The organism is Cupriavidus sp. 05T42 (genome assembly GCF_056396345.1).
On record NZ_JBFTLH010000005.1, the window covers coordinates 118,348 to 134,243 of the forward strand.

Below are 15,896 nucleotides of genomic sequence, written 5' to 3' on the forward strand. Positions count from 1 at the left end.
CCCCATGCGCCGCGCGCCACCTGGCGCCCGCCGCGCACCTGCCTCGATCATGTCTTCCACGCCCTCCCCGCTCGCTCCCCAAGAAACCACGCAGACCGATGTGCTGATCGTCGGCGCCGGGCCGGTCGGCCTGTTCGCCGCGTTCCAGGCGGGCGTGCTGGGGCTCAAATGCGAGCTGATCGACGTGCTCGACCGGGCCGGCGGCCAGTGCACCGAGCTCTACCCCGAGAAGCCGATCTACGACATTCCGGCCGTGCCGGGCTGCCTGGCGCAGGACCTCGTGGACCGGCTGATGGAGCAATGCGCGCCGTTCGCGTTCCCGATGCACTTCAGCCAGCGCGCCGACAGCGTCAGCGAGCACGCCAGCGCCGACGGCCATCCGCGCCTGCTGGTGACCACCGACGCCGGCAAGCGTTTCGACGTGGCGGCAGTGCTGGTCTGCGCCGGCGCCGGGGCCTTCGCGCCGCAGCGCGTGGCGCTGCCCGAGGCCGCCGCGCTCGAGGACCGGCACCTGCACTACGCCGTGCGCGACACCTCGCGCTTTGCCGGCCGCCGTGTGATCGTGGCCGGAGGCGGCGATTCGGCGCTCGACTGGGCGCTCGCGCTGCGCAAGGTGGCCGGGCGCGTGACGCTGCTGCACCGGCGCGAGGGCTTCCGCGCCGCCGACCACACCGTGGCGTCGATGCGCGCGGCAGTGGCGGCCGGCGAGATGGACTTCGTCGTCGGTATGCTCGGCGGCCTGCAGACCGATGACGCCGACCGGCTGACCGCCGCGACGATCAAGACCCGCGACGGCGAGCAGACGCTGCCCGCCGACGAACTCGTGGCGCTGTACGGACTGGTGTCCGAGCCGGGGCCGATTGCCCAGTGGGACATGGACATGCGCGCGGGCCGCATCATGGTGGACACCACCACCTATGAAAGCTCGCGCCGCGGCATCTTCGCGGCCGGCGACATCTGCTTCTATCCGAACAAGCAAAAGCTGATCCTCTCCGGCTTCCATGAGGCCGCGCTCGCGCTGCGCAAGGCGTACCACTACGCCTTCCCGGAGAAGTCGCTGGTGCACGTGCACACCAGCAACAACGCCGCGCTCAAGGAGAAGCTCAAGCACGCGTGAGGCATCATCCCGACTCGTCATCAAGCGAGAAATTCCTCGATCAGCTGCGCCACCACCTGCGGCTGGTCGTGGTGGAGCATGTGCCCGGCGTCATCCACCGTGACTTCGCGGAAGTCCGGGAAGGCGCGGAAGCGCTCTCGGAATTCGTCCAGCGGCTGCTTGTGGGCGATGTGCTGGAGCGTGGCGGAGTCCCGCGCCTCCACGTGTAGCACCGGGGCTTCCACCTTGGCCCAGATCGCCATGATTTCGTCGATCCGATACAGCATGGGATTGGTCATCTTGTGGGCCGCGTCGCCCAGGATCTCCCACCGGCCCTCGGCGTTGCGGCGCGACCAGTGCGCGGCCAGGAAGGCGGCGCGATCGTCGGGCAGGCGCGGATTGGTCTTCTGCAGGCGCGCCGCCACGGCGGCCTCGCTCTCGTAGGTGCGCAGCTCCGGCTGCGCGCGCAGTTCGTCCAGCCAGCGCACCAGCCGGCCTGGCGCCTGGTCCGGTCGGGTGCGGGTCAGGCCGAAGCCCTCCAGATCCACCACGCGCCGCACGCGCTGCGGACGCACTCCCGCATAGATACAGACCACGTTGGCGCCCATGCTGTGGCCCACCAGATCCACCTGCCCTTCGGGCTGGTAGTGATCGAGCAGCGCCTCGAGGTCGGCCACGTAGTCCGGGAACCAGTAGGACGTGGTGCCCGGGTAGCGCGTCGGCAGGTCGGTCTCGCCGAAGCCGCGCCAGTCCATGGCGATCACGTGCCAGTCGCGCTCCAGCGCATCGACGAGGAACTGGAACGAGGCGGCCACATCCATCCAGCCGTGCAGCATGAACAGCTTGGGCGCGCCGGGCGTGCCCCAGTGGCGAACGTGCGTGCGCAGGCCGCGCAGCGTGATAAATTCGGAACGCGAGGTTTCCGTGATGGTCATGGTGTCTCTACCCTTCTGTCTCTGTATTGCCAGGTCTTCTCGGGCGCGCGGCGGATGGGGGGCCGCGCGGCAGCCTGGATAAAAATAGAACGATCGTTCGCCTGGCCGATTATAGCGATCCGCCCGGCCTGACGCCGCAAAAACATCGGAGACAACCGGATGACCGCCTTGCCGGCTACGCGCCGCGATGACTATCGCGCGCTTCATGACGCGTTCCGCTGGAACGTGCCCGAGCACTTCAACCTGGCCGATGTCTGCTGCGGCCGCTGGGCCCGAGACCCGGCCACCATGGACCGCGTGGCGGTCTACACCGAGCACGAGGATGGGCGACGCGACGCCTACACCTACGCCCATATCCAGGCCGAGGCCAACCGGCTCTCCCGCGCGCTGCGCGCGCTGGGCGTGGGCCGGGGCGACCGCGTGGCCATCGTCATGCCCCAGCGCATCGAGACCGTGATCGCCGGCATGGCGGTCTACCAGCTGGGTGCCGTGGCCATGCCGCTGTCGATGCTGTTCGGCCCGGAGGCCCTCTCGTACCGCATCGACCACAGCGAAACCCGCGTGGCGATTGCCGACGAGACCGCCATCGACAACCTGCTCGCCGCCCGCCCGGACTGCCCCACCCTGCGCACCGTGATTGGCGCCGGCGCCGCCACGGGCCGGGGCGACCTGGACTGGGACGCCCTGCTGGCCGCCCAACTGCCTACCTTCACGGCCGAGCAGACCAAGGCCGACGAAGCCGCCGTGCTGATCTACACCAGCGGCACCACCGGGCCGCCCAAAGGCGCGCTGCTGCCACACCGGGCGCTGATCGGCAACCTAACCGGCTTCGTCTGCTCGCAGAACTGGTATCCGCAGGACGACGACGTGTTCTGGAGCCCGGCCGACTGGGCCTGGACCGGCGGCCTGTGGGATGCGCTGATGCCGGCGCTGTACTTCGGCAAGCCCATCGTCGGCTATCAGGGCCGGTTCTCCGCCGAACGTGCCTTCGAATTGCTCGAACGCTATGGCGTGACCAACACCTTCCTGTTCCCCACTGCGCTCAAGCAGATGATGAAGGCGTGCCCGGACCCGTCCACGCGCTACCGGCTGAAGCTGCGCGCGGTCATGAGTGCCGGCGAGGCCGTGGGCGAGACCGTGTTCTCGTGGTGCCGCGACGCCCTCGGGGTCATCGTCAACGAGATGTTCGGCCAGACCGAGATCAACTACATCGTCGGCAACTGCACCGCGCAGTACGACGACGACCGCCTCGGCTGGCCGGCGCGGCCGGGCTCGATGGGCCGCCCCTACCCGGGCCACCGCGTGGCCGTGATCGACGACGAGGGCCGCCCCTGCGCGCCGGACGAGGACGGCGAGGTGGCGGTCTGCGCTACCGACATCCACGGGCATCCGGACCCGGTCTTCTTCCTCGGTTACTGGAAGAACGAGGCCGCCACGGCGGGCAAGTACACCGAGCTGGACGGCCTGCGCTGGTGCCGCACAGGCGACCTTGCCCGCATGGATGCGGACGGTTATCTCTGGTATCAGGGCCGGGCGGACGACGTGTTCAAGTCGTCGGGCTATCGGATCGGGCCGAGCGAGATCGAAAACTGCCTGCTCAAGCACCCGGCGGTGTCGAACTGTGCGGTGGTGCCGTCGCCGGACCCCGAGCGCGGGGCCATCGTCAAGGCGTTCATCGTACTGACCCCGGCCGTGGCGCGCTCGTTCGACAACGACGCCGCGCTGATCGCCGAATTGCAGCAGCATGTTCGGGGACAGCTAGCCCCCTATGAGTATCCCAAGGCGATTGAATTCATCGATCAACTGCCGATGACGACCACCGGCAAGATCCAGCGGCGGGTGTTGCGACTGCAGGAGCAGGAGAAAGCGAAAGCAGCCGGGGGGGCGCCGGCGCCCACCTCAGCCGGCTGAGGCTTCCAGCCAGGCCAGTTCGTCCTCGTCGAAGCCCGCCGCGCGGCGGGCTTCGAGGTTGAACGGGCCGCGCAGCCGGGGCGCGCGGTACTGCTCGGACAGCACCGCGTAGGTCGGCACGGGGTCCAGCCCGCGCTGCGCGCACAGCCACCGATACCAGTGGTTGCCGATGGCCACGTGCCCCACTTCATCGCGCAGAATGATGTCGATGATGGCGGCGGCGGCCTCGTCGCCGGCCTCGGCCAGCTTCGCCCGCACCGGCGGCGAGGCGTCCAGCCCGCGTGCCTCGAGCGTGCGCGGCACCAGCGCCATGCGCGCCAGCACGTCGTCGGCGGTCTTGTCGCACATCTCCCACAAGCTGTTATGCGCCGGGAAGTCGCCATATTCGGCGCCCAGCGTGCTCAGATGGTCGGCCAGCAGCGTGAAATGCAGGGCCTCCTCGCTCGCCACCTGGAGCCAGTCGCGATAGAAACGCGGCGGCATGCCGGCAAAACGCCACGCGGCATCCAGCGCGAGGTTGATCGCGTTGAATTCGATATGGCACAGGGCATGAATCATCGCCGCCCGCCCCGCCGGGGTGCGCAGGGAGCGGCGGCGCTCCACCTTCTGGGGCGGCACCAGTTCCGGGCGCGCGGGCCGGCCCGGCAAGGCCAGGCCGGCAGCGGGAGCGAGTGCCGTATCCGTATCGCCGATGGCCTGCCCGGCCGTTTCTGCGGCCACCACGGCCTCGAACAGCGCCCGCGCCGCATCGGCCTTCGCCCTGGCATCGGTCATGCATAGCACTTCCAGCGCGCGGTGGCGTAGCAGGCGGGCATGCGGCAAATCGAGGCCGGCGGCGGGTGCGGTGACTGGCATAGGCGTAAAATTCCGGGGAGTCGCCATTGTAGAGCGTCGCAGCGTGTCACCACGCCGGTTCGCCGGGGTGCGCGCGCCCTTCAGTGCTCTTTTAATCGCGGCGGCCATCCCCAATTACCTCAGATCGCATCATCAGCCCCACTGCCTCAGGCAGGACCCAGGAGACCCCATGGCGCTTTACCAGATCGGCGACCTCGCCCCGACCATCCACAGCGATGCCTACGTGGCCGTCGAAGCCACCATCATCGGCAACGTGACGCTCAAGGCGCGCGCAAGCGCCTGGCCCGGCGTGGTGATCCGTGGCGACAACGAACCGATCATGGTGGGCGAAGACACCAACATCCAGGAAGGCTCCGTGCTCCATACCGATCCGGGCGCGCCGCTGACGCTGGGCGACAAGGTGTCCGTCGGCCATCAGGCCATGCTGCACGGCTGCACCGTGGGCGAAGGGTCGCTGATCGGCATCCAGGCCGTGGTACTGAACCGCGCCGTGATCGGCAAGGAATGCCTGGTTGGCGCCGGCGCCGTGGTGACCGAGGGCAAGGTGTTCCCGGACCGCTCGCTGATCCTGGGCGCGCCGGCCAAGGTCGTGCGCGAGCTGACCGATGCCGACGTGGCCAACCTCTACCGCAACGCCGAGACCTACGCGAAGCGCCAGGCGATGTACAAGACCGACCTGAAGCGCATCGACTGATGACATACCAGCGCGCGGCCCCGCCCGCGCGCCCGCAACCCGCGCCTTACCGCTAGATAGATGACGAACGTGACCGCAACCTCGAATCCCGACACCCTTCAGAAATTCCTGTTCGACGCCGCCCCGGTGCGCGGCGAACTGGTCCGCATGGAGGCCACCTGGCAAGAGGTGCTCAACCGCCATGCCTATCCGGCGCCGGTGCGGCGCCTGCTGGGCGAGATGATGGCGGCGGCGGCGCTGCTGTCAGCCAATCTCAAGTTCAACGGGGCACTCGTCATGCAGCTGCATGGCGACGGCCCGGTGCGGATGCTGGTGGTGGAATGCCTGTCGGACCTCTCGATGCGCGCCACGGCCAAGATCGCCGAAGACGTCGAGATCGCCGACGACGCCACGCTCAGGCAGATGGTGAACGTGCACGGCCAGGGCCGCTTTGCGATCACGCTCGACCCGCAGGACAAGCTGCCGGGCCAGCAGGCCTATCAGGGCATCGTCCCGCTGTCGGACGAGCACGGCCCGCTGTCGTCGATCGGCGCGGTGCTGGAGCATTACATGCAGGCGTCCGAGCAGCTCGACACGCGCCTGTGGCTCGCCTCGAACGACCAGGTGGCGGCCGGCATGCTACTGCAGAAGTTGCCGTCGTACGGCGGCACGATGGAAGTGGGCGAGACCGGCGCGGCACTTGACGAGGCTGGCCGCGCGCAGGACCTCGACACCTGGGACCGCGCCTGCCAGCTCGGCGCCACGCTCAAGGAGGAGGAGTTGCTGGTGGAGTCGCCGGACACGCTGCTGCGCCGCCTGTTCTGGGAAGACCTGCAGGCCACCGGGCTGCGCGTCTTCGAGCCGATGACGCCGCATTTTCAGTGCTCGTGCTCGCGCGCCAAGGTGGCGGGCATGCTCCAGTCGCTGGGCCAGGCCGAGGTGGAGAGCATCATCGCCGAGCGCGGCCACGTGGAGATCCACTGCGACTTCTGCGGCCAGCGCTATGAGTTCGACCCCGTGGACAGCGCCCAACTGTTCACCGCGCCCGTGGCCACCGGTGCCGGCGACGGCGCGCACCAGCAACACTGAGCCGCCCCCGCCCGGAATCCATGATTTGAGGACAACCGCCATGCAAGCCGACCATCGCCCCCGCTCCTCCTGTTCCCGCCTCGGGCCGGCGGGCGCTGTGGCGATGCTGGCCATGGCGCTGCTGGCAGGCTGCGCGTCTCCCGTGCCGCGCGATATCAACGGCTCGCCGGCCACGGCCCGGCTGATGCCCAACGGCGTGCCGCCAGCACCGATCACGCCCGAGGAAAGCCAGTCGCTGACGCAACTGAACCAGCAGATCCTGCGCGGCCAGGAAGCGGCCATCGCCCGGCAGCAGCAGGCCGAGGCATGGGCGTACGCCTATCCGAACACGAACTGGAGTCTGTACTACGGTGGGTGGGGTGGCGGCCGCTGGGGCGGCGGCGTGGGCGTGAGCAGCCCGGGATACTGGGGTGGCGGCTGGGGTGGCTACCCGTATGGGTGGTAGGCCGATAAACGCGTCGAAGCCGACTCAGTGACCGCCCTTGCCGGCAACGGAATTCGGCGGCGGCGGTAGCGGCGGCGTGGCGCTGACCTTCGGGGCCGGGGCCACGAACTGCACGAACACCTCGCTCTCCTTCACCATGCCCAGCTCGTAGCGGGCACGTTCCTCGATCGCACCGGTGCCGTCCTGGAGGTCGCTGACTTCCCCTTCCAGCTTGGCATTGCGAAGCTTGAGCGCCTGATTGTGGGTGGTCTGTTCCTGCACCTGGCGGTTCAGGTCCCATACGCGCAGCCAGCCGCCCTTCCCCAGCCAGAGCGGATACTGGATGGCGAGCAGCAGCACGAACAGCAGCAGGGAAATCAGACGCATTGGGGCAAATTGGATATCGTCAGATTGACGACCGCCACAATGATCCCTTATGCGGCCGAAGAATGCAAAATTATCGGCCTGAAAAAACGCAACACTCTGCAACACGAACGTGTCGCGGCGGGGGAGATCTCCCCGCTCCCGGGGCGGGAGGGGGAGATTCGGGACTTAGCGCAGGTTGTAGAACGCGCTCTTGCCCGGGTACGTAGCGATGTCACCGAGGTCTTCCTCGATGCGCAGCAGTTGGTTGTACTTCGAGATACGGTCCGAACGCGACAGCGAGCCGGTCTTGATCTGGCCAGCGTTGGTGCCCACGGCGATGTCGGCAATCGTGCTGTCCTCGGTCTCGCCCGAGCGGTGCGAGATCACGGCCGTGTAACCGGCGCGCTTCGCCATCTCGATGGCGGCGAAGGTCTCGGTCAGCGTGCCGATCTGGTTGATCTTGATCAGGATCGAGTTGCCGATGCCCTTGTCGATGCCTTCCTTCAGGATCTTCGTGTTGGTCACGAACAGGTCGTCACCCACCAGCTGGATGCGCTCGCCCAGCTTCTCGGTCAGCGTCTTCCAGCCTTCCCAGTCGCCCTCGGCCATGCCGTCCTCGATCGAGACGATCGGGAACTTGTCGCACAGGTTGGCCAGGTAGTCGGCGAATTGCGTCGACGACAGCTTCAGGCCTTCGCCTTCCAGCTGGTAGACGTCCTCGGCCTCGTGGTAGAACTCGGTGGCGGCGCAGTCCAGCGCCAGCAGCACGTCTTCGCCGGCCTTGTAGCCAGCCTTCTCGATGGCCTGCACCACCGTGTTCAGGCATTCCTCGTTCGACGAGAAATTCGGCGCGAAGCCGCCTTCGTCGCCCACGGCCGTGGACATGCCCTTGTCGGCCAGGATCTTCTTGAGCGCGTGGAAGACTTCGGCGCCGCAGCGCAGGGCTTCACGGAAGCTGGTCTGCGAGACCGGCATGATCATGAATTCCTGGATATCCAGGCTGTTGTTGGCGTGCGCGCCACCGTTGACGATGTTCATCATCGGCACCGGCATCTGCATCGCGCCCGAACCGCCGAAGTAGCGGTACAGCGGCAGGCCGGCTTCCTCGGCAGCGGCCTTGGCCACGGCCATCGACACGGCCAGCATGGCGTTGGCGCCCAGGCGGCCCTTGTTCTCGGTGCCGTCCAGCTCGATCAGCGTGCGGTCCAGGAACGCCTGCTCGGAGGCGTCCAGGCCCATGATGGCTTCGGAGATCTCGGTGTTGATGTGCTCGACGGCCTTCAGCACGCCCTTGCCCAGGTAGCGCGACTTGTCGCCGTCACGCAGCTCGATGGCCTCCCGCGAACCCGTGGACGCGCCCGACGGCACGGCCGCACGGCCCATCACGCCGGATTCCAGCAGCACGTCGCACTCGACCGTGGGGTTGCCACGCGAGTCGAGAACTTCGCGACCGATGATATCTACGATTGCACTCATATTTCCTCTCTGGACTGTTGAATCTGGTGACTGCGCAAGAATGCCCGCCAACCGTGACAAATCATGCCGACGATGGTCAGGCGCCCTCGACAACGATCATGTTCATCTTCGCCGCGTGCGCGCGCGACTCCCGCGCGGCCAGGTACTCCTCGCTCGCGTAGAAGGTCTTGGCGGCCTCATAGCTCGGGAATTTCAGCAGCACGACGCGCGTGGGCGCCCATTCCCCCTCGAGCGGCTCGGTCTTGCCGCCGCGCACGAGCACCTCGGCGCCGTGCGCCTGCATGGCGCGCGTGGAAAGCACCTTGTACTGCTCGTATTGCTGGGGGTCTGTCACGTCGACGTACGCGATGATAAAGCCGGCGGCCATGGGCGATCTCCGAATCTTTTGTATTGTCTTTCGATACGGCGCGTCACGGTCGGTGCAGGATGGACCATGCGGGCCGGAAACGATTCCGCCCGCGACAGGCGCGGGCGGTCATTGCCAACACTGGCTCAGGCGCAGGCCGGCCAGCTGAAGTTGTCTTCGAGGAAGCCGGCGCGCTTGGTCAGCGCATCGAGATCCTTGAGGACCGACAGCAATTCCTTCATCCGCGACAGCGGCACGGCGTTAGGGCCGTCCGACATCGCCTTGCTCGGGTCCGGGTGCGTTTCCATGAACAGGCCGGCCACGCCGGTCGCCACGGCGGCACGCGACAGCACCGGCACGAACTCGCGCTGGCCGCCCGAACTCGTGCCCTGCCCGCCCGGCAACTGCACCGAGTGCGTGGCGTCGAACACCACCGGGGCGGCGGTCTCGCGCATGATCGCCAGCGAGCGCATGTCCGAGACCAGATTGTTGTAGCCGAAGGAGACACCACGCTCGCAGGCCATGAACACGTCGTCGGGCAGACCGGCCTCGCGAGCCGCTTCACGCGCCTTATCGATCACATTTTTCATGTCGTGCGGCGCCAGGAACTGGCCCTTCTTGATGTTCACCGGCTTGCCGCTCTGCGCGCAGGCACGGATGAAATCAGTCTGGCGGCACAGGAAGGCCGGCGTCTGGAGCACGTCCACCACGGCAGCGACGGGCTTGATCTCGTCGATCTCGTGGATGTCCGTGAGCACCGGCACGCCGATCTCGCGCTTCACGGTGGCCAGGATCTCCAGACCCTTTTCCATGCCGAGACCGCGGAACGACTTGCCCGACGACCGGTTGGCCTTGTCGAACGACGACTTGTAGATGAACGGAATGCCCAGCGCCGACGTGATTTCCTTGAGCTGGCCGGCCGTGTCCAGCGCCATCTGCTCGGACTCGATCACGCACGGCCCGGAAATCAGGAAGAACGGCTGGTCGAGGCCGACATCGAATCCACACAGTTTCATGGCTGCTCCTTCTCTAGGCGCGCTCAGGCGGACTTGCCCTTGCGCTGCTGGCTGGCCAGCGCGCCTTCCACGTAGGCCTTGAACAGCGGATGGCCGTCACGCGGCGTGGACGTGAATTCCGGGTGGAACTGCACGCCGACGAACCACGGGTGGAGGCTCTCGGGCAGCTCCATCATCTCCGGCAGGTTTTCCGTCGGGGTACGGGCCGAAATGACCATGCCCGCGCCCTCAAGCTGCGGCACGTAGTGATTGTTGACTTCGTAACGATGGCGATGGCGCTCGTTCACTTCTTCGCCATAGATCTGGGCGGCTTTGGTGCCGGGCTTCACCGGTACGCGCTGGGCGCCCAGGCGCATCGTGCCGCCGAGGTCGGAATCGGCCGAGCGCTGCTCGACCTTGCCTTCGCGGTCCAGCCATTCGGTGATCAGCGCGACCACCGGATGCTCGGTCTCGAGGTTGAACTCGGTCGAGTTGGCATCGGGCATGTTCGCCACGTGGCGGGCAAACTCGATCACGGCCAGCTGCATGCCCAGGCAGATGCCCAGGTACGGCACCTTGTTCTCGCGGGCGTACTGGATCGCGCGGATCTTGCCTTCCGTGCCGCGCTTGCCGAAGCCGCCCGGCACCAGGATGGCGTCCAGCGGCTGGAGCACTTCCAGATGGCCGGATTCCAGTTCCTCGGAATCGATGTACTCGATGTTCACACGCGTGGCGGTATGCATGCCGGCGTGGCGCAGTGCCTCGATCAGCGACTTGTACGACTCGGTCAGGTCGACGTACTTGCCGACCATGCCGATCGTGATTTCGTGCTCGGGGTTTTCTTGCGCGTTGACCAGCTTCTGCCACATCGACAGGTCGGCCGGCTTCGGATCCAGGCGCAGTTCCTCGCAGATCAGGCGGTCCAGGCCCTGCTCGTTGAGCATCTGCGGGATCTTGTAGATGCTGTCGGCATCCCAGACCGAGATCACGGCTTCCTGCGGAATGTTGGCGAACAGCGAGATCTTGGCGCGCTCGTCGTCCGGAATCGGGCGGTCGGCGCGGCACAGCAGCGCCGTCGGCGAAATGCCGATTTCGCGCAGCTTTTGCACCGAGTGCTGGGTCGGCTTGGTCTTCAGCTCGCCGGCGCTGGCGATGAACGGCACCAGCGTCAGGTGCACGAAGGCGCAGTGGTTGCGGCCCATGCGCAGGCTCATCTGGCGTGCGGCCTCGAGGAACGGCAGGGATTCGATATCTCCCACCGTGCCGCCGATTTCCACCAGCGCCACGTCAGCCTTGCCCTCGTGCGAGGCAGCCGCGCCGCGCTCCACGAATGCCTGGATCTCGTTGGTGATATGGGGGATGACCTGCACGGTCTTGCCCAGATACTCGCCCCGGCGTTCCTTGCGGATCACCGATTCGTAGATCTGACCAGTCGTGAAGTTGTTCGATTTCCGCATCTTGGCGGAAACGAAGCGCTCATAGTGGCCCAGGTCGAGGTCGGTTTCCGCGCCATCTTCGGTCACGAACACCTCGCCGTGCTGGAAGGGGCTCATCGTGCCGGGATCGACATTGATGTAGGGATCGAGCTTGAGGAGGGTGACTTTGAGGCCGCGCGACTCGAGAATGGCCGCGAGCGAAGCAGCAGCGATGCCCTTGCCGAGAGAAGAGACGACGCCACCGGTGACGAAGACGAATTTGGTCATAAACCGAGCTTGCCGGGGAAATCGGGATTATACATGAGCGGCCGTCCCGCGCGGCCCCGGAAATTGTGACAGCCGGGGTGAAACCGCGCGGGGTGCTACCCGGTTGCGCCGCATTGCACCTCCTTGCGCCCAATGCGCCGCACGGGCGCCGCCCTGCCCGCCTGCTAACCGGCGTCTACCGCGATTCCTGCCGGATCTTGCCGATCAGGTCACGCACCAGCGCGGCGGTTTCGAGCGGCTTTTCCATCGGATAAAGATGGCCGCCCTCGATGAACCGCAGGTGCTCGCCCACCAGCCGGCGCGTGGCGCCCAGGCCGCACTGACGCACCTCGCGCGAGCGCGTGCCGGCGACGAAGCCCACCGGCACCGGCGCGCCCTGCGACACCTTGCGCCCCAGGCTGGTCGGCAGGGTCCGGTAGATCGTGTATTCCACCTCGCGGTCGAAGCGCAGCCGCCGCTCGCCAGCGTGGCCGGTCGGCTCGGTGCCATGCTCGGCGTAGTCGCTCAGGACCTCCGGATCCCATATCGCGAAATTCTTCTTGGAGAGGAAGTGATGACGCACTGCCTCGGCGTCTGGCCAATGGGTGCGGCGGTTCTTCGTCACGGCCGCCGGACCAGGCTTTTCGTCGAGGCCGAATATCTGCGAGAAACGCAGCAACCCGGCGCGCCAGCCGGCAATCACCGGCGAGTCGAGCATGACCACCCCGCGCACCCGCGCGGGCCGGCGCAGCGCGGCCATCAGGGACAAGAAGCCGCCCAGCGAATGGCCGACCAGCCACACCGGGCGCTCGGTGCCATCACGCGTGGCGCGGTCCAGCTCGTCTAGCAATTCCTCCACGAGATGCGGCCACTCGCGCGTGACCGGGTACTTCGGGTCATGGCCGTAGCGCTCCACGGCGCGGATATCGAAATCGTCTTCCAGTGCACCGAACAGCTTCCGATACGTGCGCACCGGGAAGCCGTTGGCGTGCGAAAACAGCAGGATGTCGCGCATGCGGCGTCTTGGGAGGGTGGAATGCCGGGGAAGCGGCGATCAGTGTTCGCGGCGGGCCCGGACAGGCTGGCCCCAGCGGTCGGCGTCATCGCGCGCGAGCGGGAATTCCGCCGGCTCCGCCGCATCCCACTCGGGGTTGCAGATCTCGCCGAACACCTGGCGCAGGCGGTGGCCCCACGTGTCGCGAATCATGCGGAAGTAGGCGTTGCGTTCGTCGATACTGACGAAGCGAGTCACGCGCAGCGCGTCGGCCTCATAGACCAGCAGGTCCAGCGGCAGGCCCACGGAGATATTCGATTTCAGCGTCGAGTCCATCGAGATCAGCGCGCACTTGGCGGCCTCGCCCAGCGGCAGCGACGGCGACACCACGCGGTCGATGATCGGCTTGCCGTACTTGGCCTCGCCAATCTGGAAATAGCAATTTTCCGGTGTCGATTCGACGAAGTTGCCGGCGGCATAGATATTGAACAGGCGCGGCCGCTCGCCGCGAATCTGACCGCCGAAGACCAGACTCACGTTGAATTCGATGCCGGCATCGCGCAGCGCATGGGCATCGCGCTTGTGCACGGCGCGCACGGCGTCGCCGACGATGGTAGCGGCCTCGAACATGTCCCGCGCGGTCCACAGCGAGCGCTTCTCGTCGCGGCCCTCTGCCAGGCATTGGCGCACCGACTGACTGATCGCGAGGTTGCCGGCGGTCATCATCACCATCACGCGGTCGCCCGGCTCTTCGAACACGGTCATCTTGCGGGCCGTGGAAATGGCGTCCACGCCGGCGTTGGTGCGGGAATCTGACAGGAATACCAGGCCGGCATCCAGCCGCATGGCTACACAGTACGTCATGGGAATCTTGTTGGTTTTGGCCGCGCGCCGGCTCGGCGGCGCGCTCAGGGGCAAGCTTGCATTCTAGCGCCCTAGCGCGGCGCGAGCCGCCTCGGCGGCATCGGTCGCTTCGAACGGCCGTCTGATGGAAAGGATTGCTGCCCGGGGTGGGGTCAGTCAGCGACCGGTACCGCTGGCATCGGCGGAATCGGGGTGATGGCGATCTCGACTTCCATCGTCTCGCCCGTCCCGCCCTCCAGAATGCCCCGAATTGGTGCGGCCGAGGCGTAGTCACGCCCCACGGCAAGGCGTACGTGACGGCCATCGGTCAGGCAACGGTGCGTCACGTCGATGCTGCACCAGAGCGCGCTGGCGGCGTCCAGGCAGACATCGGCCCAGGCGTGGCTGGCCATCGACGTGGCGGCCGGGTCATAGAAGTAACCACTGACATAGCGCGCCGGAATGCCGAAGGCGCGGCACGCGGCCACCATCACCTGCGCCTGGTCCTGGCAGACGCCGCTGCCGAGCGCGAAGGCATCGGCGGCGCTGGTACCGACGTGGGTGGTGTTGGCGCTGTAGCGCACGCGGTCCGCGATGCCATCGGCCAGCGCCAGCAACGCCGGCACGTCGTGGCCGGCGGCCAGGAACGGCGCGGCGAACGCGCGCAGCGCGGCCGGGGCCTGCGTGAGCGGCGTGGCGGCGGCAAAGTACAGGGGCGACACGCGCGACTCGCCGGCGTCCGGCTGGTCGTGGAAGCCATGGTGGCCGGGCGACTCCACCTCATCGAGAGGCGAAATCATCACTTCTACTTCGCCAGTCGCCGTGATCGAAATCGTCTGGGCGGGGCCGGACAGCGTGAAGTTATGGACGATGTTGCCAAAGCCGTCGCGGGCCTCGGACAGGTTGCCCGGGGCGGACAGCGTCCAGCCCTGCACGGACTGAAGCGGCCCCGAACGCGGCGCGAGCCGCAGTTCGTGCACGCTGCGGCGCACTGGCTCGGTGTAACGGTAGACCGTCTTGTGGTGGATCTTGTATTTCACGATAAGGCACGCGCCGCGGCGACCGGTGCCCGGCCCGCCACCCGCCCGATCCGGCAACGGTGTGGCGTTCCCGGCACCTCGTCAGGCAGCCAGCGGGACGAGGAAGTCCCGGCTGATGCCGTTGCCGAGATCGCCAATGCGCTCCAGGAAGCTGGTCAGGTAGGCGTGCAGGCCAACGGCGAAGATGTCGTCGATGCGCGCGTATTTCAGGTCGGCGTGGAGTTTACCAGCCTGGCGCTCCGTCTCCGACGACTGCTGGTTGGCCACCAGCGCGAGAATGGCGACCACCTCGTCCATGCTCGACACCAGCGAGCGCGGCATGTCCGGCCGCAGGATCAACAGCTCCGCCACGCGTTGCGGCGTGATCACGGCGCGATAGATCTTGCGATACACCTCGAAGCCGGACACCGAGCGCAGCACGGCTGCCCAGTGATAGAAGTCGTTCTGCTCGCGGTTCAGGTCATCGTTCTGCAACTGGCTCTGGGACTGCCCGCTACCGTCCTGGGACTGGGATTGGGACTGACTCCGGAATCCCCCGCCCTGGCTCTGGCTCTGCGATTGGCCGCCCTGGAAAGCGAGATCGTCCTCGTCGCGCCGGCCGGAGGCCTGGAACTTGACATCGAGGATCCGCGCGGTGTTGTCCGCCCGCTCCAGGAAGGTGCCGAGCCGCATGAAGTGGAAGGCGTCGTCCTTGAGCATGGTGCCGAACTGCACGCCACGCGCCAGATGCGAGCGGAACTTGACCCATTCGAAGAAGCGGGACGGGTCGTCGCGCAGCTCACCCTCGGCAATGATGCGCTGCACATCCAGCCAGGTGGTGTTCAGCGTCTCCCAGACCTCGGTGGTCAGCGAGCCGCGCACCGCGCGGGCGTTCTCGCGCGCCGCGCGCAGGCAGCTCATGATCGACGACGGATTGGTCATGTCGCGGACCATGAAGTCGATCACGTCGTCGCGGTGCAGCAGCCCGTACTTGTGGTCGAAGGCGTGGGTCAGCTCGGAAATATCGAGCATCGCCCACCAGCCCTGCTCGGCCACTTCGGCGGACTGCGGCAGCAGCGAGGTCTGGTAATTGACATCGAGCATGCGCGCGGTGTTCTCGGCGCGCTCGGTATAGCGGGACATCCAGAACAGATGGTCGGCGGTGCGGCTCAACATGATGGGTTCTCCCGGC

Annotated in this window: 16 protein-coding genes; 5 read left to right on the plus strand and 11 right to left on the minus strand. The window is 67.0% G+C overall.

Annotated elements, in window-relative coordinates; genetic code table 11:
• The first annotated feature begins 49 nt into the window (after nt 1-49).
• The gene (locus AC1EJR_RS08470; RefSeq protein ID WP_441643823.1) at nt 50-1,117 is read left to right on the plus strand and encodes an NAD(P)/FAD-dependent oxidoreductase; all 1,068 of its coding nucleotides are present in this window, start codon (nt 50-52) and stop codon (nt 1,115-1,117) included.
• Nucleotides 1,118-1,137: 20 nt separating this feature from the next.
• Here the strand turns inward: AC1EJR_RS08470 and AC1EJR_RS08475 are convergent, their stop codons facing one another.
• Nucleotides 1,138-2,031 (minus strand): alpha/beta fold hydrolase, encoded by an 894-nt coding sequence (locus AC1EJR_RS08475; RefSeq protein WP_441592079.1) that lies wholly within the window; start codon nt 2,029-2,031, stop codon nt 1,138-1,140.
• A 159-nt stretch (nt 2,032-2,190) separates the two neighbouring features.
• Between AC1EJR_RS08475 and AC1EJR_RS08480 the strand changes: the two genes are divergently transcribed.
• The gene (locus AC1EJR_RS08480; RefSeq protein WP_441592077.1) at nt 2,191-3,942 is read left to right on the plus strand and encodes an acetate--CoA ligase; all 1,752 of its coding nucleotides are present in this window, start codon (nt 2,191-2,193) and stop codon (nt 3,940-3,942) included.
• Here the strand turns inward: AC1EJR_RS08480 and AC1EJR_RS08485 are convergent.
• The gene (locus AC1EJR_RS08485) at nt 3,931-4,797 is read right to left on the minus strand and encodes a ferritin-like domain-containing protein (RefSeq protein WP_441643824.1); all 867 of its coding nucleotides are present in this window, start codon (nt 4,795-4,797) and stop codon (nt 3,931-3,933) included. The two genes, AC1EJR_RS08480 and AC1EJR_RS08485, sit on opposite strands and share 12 nt — an antisense overlap.
• 169 nt (nt 4,798-4,966) lie before the next feature.
• On the opposite strand from AC1EJR_RS08485, the gene AC1EJR_RS08490 reads away from it, so the two are divergent.
• From AC1EJR_RS08490 to AC1EJR_RS08500, 3 genes are all read left to right on the plus strand, one after another.
• Nucleotides 4,967-5,491 carry a gamma carbonic anhydrase family protein gene (locus AC1EJR_RS08490; protein ID WP_477112972.1) on the plus strand — a complete coding sequence of 175 codons (525 nt, stop codon included), beginning with the start codon at nt 4,967-4,969 and terminating at the stop codon, nt 5,489-5,491.
• Nucleotides 5,492-5,551: 60 nt separating this feature from the next.
• Nucleotides 5,552-6,559 (plus strand): Hsp33 family molecular chaperone HslO, encoded by a 1,008-nt coding sequence (gene hslO / locus AC1EJR_RS08495; protein WP_177219876.1) that lies wholly within the window; start codon nt 5,552-5,554, stop codon nt 6,557-6,559.
• Between the two features lie 103 nt (nt 6,560-6,662).
• Nucleotides 6,663-7,004, plus strand: coding sequence for a hypothetical protein (locus tag AC1EJR_RS08500; protein ID WP_477113010.1), 342 nt, complete (start codon nt 6,663-6,665; stop codon nt 7,002-7,004).
• A gap of 24 nt (nt 7,005-7,028) precedes the next feature.
• Here AC1EJR_RS08500 and ftsB read toward each other — a convergent pair whose 3' ends face one another.
• From ftsB to AC1EJR_RS08545, 9 genes are all read right to left on the minus strand, one after another.
• Nucleotides 7,029-7,370 carry a cell division protein FtsB gene (gene ftsB / locus AC1EJR_RS08505; protein ID WP_092292635.1) on the minus strand — a complete coding sequence of 114 codons (342 nt, stop codon included), beginning with the start codon at nt 7,368-7,370 and terminating at the stop codon, nt 7,029-7,031.
• Nucleotides 7,371-7,535: 165 nt separating this feature from the next.
• Nucleotides 7,536-8,825 carry a phosphopyruvate hydratase gene (gene eno / locus AC1EJR_RS08510; RefSeq protein ID WP_092292633.1) on the minus strand — a complete coding sequence of 430 codons (1,290 nt, stop codon included), beginning with the start codon at nt 8,823-8,825 and terminating at the stop codon, nt 7,536-7,538.
• Between the two features lie 76 nt (nt 8,826-8,901).
• Nucleotides 8,902-9,192: a DUF1330 domain-containing protein gene (locus AC1EJR_RS08515; protein ID WP_092292631.1), complete on the minus strand. Its 291-nt coding sequence runs from the start codon at nt 9,190-9,192 to the stop codon at nt 8,902-8,904.
• 125 nt (nt 9,193-9,317) lie between these two features.
• Nucleotides 9,318-10,187, minus strand: a complete 870-nt coding sequence (gene kdsA, locus AC1EJR_RS08520; protein ID WP_092292629.1) for a 3-deoxy-8-phosphooctulonate synthase — start codon at nt 10,185-10,187, stop codon at nt 9,318-9,320.
• A gap of 23 nt (nt 10,188-10,210) precedes the next feature.
• Nucleotides 10,211-11,869: a CTP synthase gene (locus AC1EJR_RS08525; RefSeq protein ID WP_092292627.1), complete on the minus strand. Its 1,659-nt coding sequence runs from the start codon at nt 11,867-11,869 to the stop codon at nt 10,211-10,213.
• 175 nt (nt 11,870-12,044) lie between these two features.
• Nucleotides 12,045-12,863 carry an alpha/beta fold hydrolase gene (locus tag AC1EJR_RS08530; RefSeq protein WP_477112974.1) on the minus strand — a complete coding sequence of 273 codons (819 nt, stop codon included), beginning with the start codon at nt 12,861-12,863 and terminating at the stop codon, nt 12,045-12,047.
• 39 nt (nt 12,864-12,902) lie between these two features.
• Entirely contained in the window at nt 12,903-13,706 is an 804-nt protein-coding gene (locus AC1EJR_RS08535; protein ID WP_177219875.1) for a proteasome-type protease, read from the minus strand.
• Between the two features lie 152 nt (nt 13,707-13,858).
• Entirely contained in the window at nt 13,859-14,725 is an 867-nt protein-coding gene (locus AC1EJR_RS08540) for a transglutaminase family protein (protein ID WP_477105039.1), read from the minus strand.
• 81 nt (nt 14,726-14,806) lie between these two features.
• Nucleotides 14,807-15,880, minus strand: coding sequence for an alpha-E domain-containing protein (locus tag AC1EJR_RS08545; RefSeq protein WP_092292619.1), 1,074 nt, complete (start codon nt 15,878-15,880; stop codon nt 14,807-14,809).
• Between the last annotated feature and the right edge of the window lie 16 nt (nt 15,881-15,896).

Bases quoted from the DNA above. Each gene is read 5' to 3' on its own strand.
- AC1EJR_RS08485 (WP_441643824.1), bottom strand. From the start codon at position 4,797: ATGCCAGTCACCGCACCCGCCGCCGGCCTCGATTTGCCGCATGCCCGC.
- AC1EJR_RS08535 (WP_177219875.1), bottom strand. From the start codon at position 13,706: ATGACGTACTGTGTAGCCATGCGGCTGGATGCCGGCCTGGTATTCCTG.
- AC1EJR_RS08515 (WP_092292631.1), bottom strand. From the start codon at position 9,192: ATGGCCGCCGGCTTTATCATCGCGTACGTCGACGTGACAGACCCCCAG.
- kdsA (WP_092292629.1), bottom strand. From the start codon at position 10,187: ATGAAACTGTGTGGATTCGATGTCGGCCTCGACCAGCCGTTCTTCCTG.
- AC1EJR_RS08530 (WP_477112974.1), bottom strand. From the start codon at position 12,863: ATGCGCGACATCCTGCTGTTTTCGCACGCCAACGGCTTCCCGGTGCGC.
- AC1EJR_RS08545 (WP_092292619.1), bottom strand. From the start codon at position 15,880: ATGTTGAGCCGCACCGCCGACCATCTGTTCTGGATGTCCCGCTATACC.
- AC1EJR_RS08470 (WP_441643823.1), top strand. From the start codon at position 50: ATGTCTTCCACGCCCTCCCCGCTCGCTCCCCAAGAAACCACGCAGACC.
- eno (WP_092292633.1), bottom strand. From the start codon at position 8,825: ATGAGTGCAATCGTAGATATCATCGGTCGCGAAGTTCTCGACTCGCGT.
- AC1EJR_RS08500 (WP_477113010.1), top strand. From the start codon at position 6,663: ATGCTGGCCATGGCGCTGCTGGCAGGCTGCGCGTCTCCCGTGCCGCGC.
- AC1EJR_RS08475 (WP_441592079.1), bottom strand. From the start codon at position 2,031: ATGACCATCACGGAAACCTCGCGTTCCGAATTTATCACGCTGCGCGGC.
- AC1EJR_RS08525 (WP_092292627.1), bottom strand. From the start codon at position 11,869: ATGACCAAATTCGTCTTCGTCACCGGTGGCGTCGTCTCTTCTCTCGGC.
- AC1EJR_RS08480 (WP_441592077.1), top strand. From the start codon at position 2,191: ATGACCGCCTTGCCGGCTACGCGCCGCGATGACTATCGCGCGCTTCAT.
- AC1EJR_RS08490 (WP_477112972.1), top strand. From the start codon at position 4,967: ATGGCGCTTTACCAGATCGGCGACCTCGCCCCGACCATCCACAGCGAT.
- hslO (WP_177219876.1), top strand. From the start codon at position 5,552: ATGACGAACGTGACCGCAACCTCGAATCCCGACACCCTTCAGAAATTC.
- ftsB (WP_092292635.1), bottom strand. From the start codon at position 7,370: ATGCGTCTGATTTCCCTGCTGCTGTTCGTGCTGCTGCTCGCCATCCAG.